Genomic DNA, 1,562 nt, shown 5'->3' with positions numbered 1-1,562 from the left:
CCCACGGCCAGCGAGGCCCCGCCGTGCAGCAGGCCGAAGGACTGGGTGTTGCCGGCCACCGGCATGCGCGCCACGACGCGCTGCACGGATTCCTCGATGATCCGCACGCCCATCTTCTGATCCAGCTCGCCCAGTTCGATCGTCCAGGGCTCCAGTGCCTCGGGTTGGGGCGAGCCGGGCGCAGGGGTGGCGCGGGGCGCATTCTGTGACATGGCGGACCTTTCAAAGTGTTGGCTATCACGCAATACTGTTACTCTTAATCCTAATACTGACCGATCGTTCAGGAAGGAATTGTGTCGATGTCGACTGCCCAAGCCACTGTGTGCCTAGTTTCATCGCCGGAGAATGGATCAGCCCGCAGGCCGAGGGCGGCACGCAGGTGCTCGATGCGAACACCGGCCAGCCCATTGCCACCGTCAGCGCCGGAGCGCTGGACGTGGCCGGCGCACTGGACTACGGACGCACCGTGGGACAGCGTGAACTGTCCGGTCTCTCGCTGCACCAGCGCGCCCTGAAGCTCAAGGAATTGGCGCTCTACCTGAACGAGCGCCGCGAAGAGCTCTACGAGATCTCCTACCGCACCGGTGCCACGAAGATCGACTCGATGGTCGACATCGATGGCGGCATTGGGGTGCTGTTCACCTTCTCCTCCAAGGGGCGGCGTGAACTGCCCAACTCCAATGTGATCCTGGATGGACCCACCGAGCCGCTGAGCAAGGACGGGTCCTTCATCGGCACCCACATCTTCACCCCCATGGCCGGGGTGACCGTGCAGATCAACGCGTTCAACTTCCCGGTCTGGGGAATGCTGGAAAAGTTCGCCCCGGCCTTCATCGCCGGGGTCCCGACCATAGTCAAGCCCGCCAGCCCCACCGGTTACCTCTCCGAGGCCGTGGTGCGCATGATGCTGGACTCCGGACTCCTGCCCGACGGCTCGCTGCAGCTGCTTTCCGGTTCGGCCCGGGATCTGCTGGACCACATGGACTACCGGGACATGGTGGCCTTCACCGGGTCGGCCGCGACCGCCAACAAGCTCAAGGCCCACCGCAACGTGGTGGATGGCGGGGTGAAGTTCACCTCGGAAACCGACTCGCTGAACGCCGCAATCCTCGGCCCGGACGCGGTCGAGGGCACCGAGGAGTTCAACGCCTTCGTCAAGGCCGTAGTCAGCGAGATGACCAGCAAGGCCGGGCAGAAGTGCACCGCCATCCGACGCAGCATCGTGCCCGAGCAGCTGGTTGACGCCGTCATCAAGGCCGTCGGCGAGCGCATCGAGGCCCGCACCGTGATCGGCGATCCACGCGTGGAGGGCGTGACCATGGGCGCGCTGGCCTCCCTGGACCAGCTGCGCGACGTGCGCCAGGCGGTGCAGGACATGCTGGACGCCGGTGGCGAGCTGGCCTACGGCTCGCTGGATGCCCCGCGGGTGCGCACCAGCGGCGAACGCACCGAGATCGCTCAGGACGGGGCGTTCATGGCCCGGTGGTGCTGCGCTGGTCCGATCCGGCCAACCCGATCCTGCACTCGCGTGAGGCGTTCGGCCCGGTCTCCTCCGTGGTCGG

Annotated in this window: 2 pseudogenes; one reads left to right on the top strand and one right to left on the bottom strand. The window is 66.2% G+C overall.

Going from position 1 to position 1,562, the window contains the following annotated elements:
- Positions 1 to 212: pseudogene (locus JCM19049_RS13715) on the bottom strand (thioesterase); the annotation flags it as partial.
- Positions 213 to 322: 110 nt separating this feature from the next.
- Here JCM19049_RS13715 and JCM19049_RS13710 point away from each other — a divergent pair.
- Positions 323 to 1,562 (top strand): annotated as a pseudogene (locus tag JCM19049_RS13710) (aldehyde dehydrogenase family protein); the annotation flags it as partial.

Source organism: Arthrobacter sp. JCM 19049 (assembly GCF_001310435.1).
This window is presented reverse-complemented; position numbering and strand designations above follow the sequence as displayed.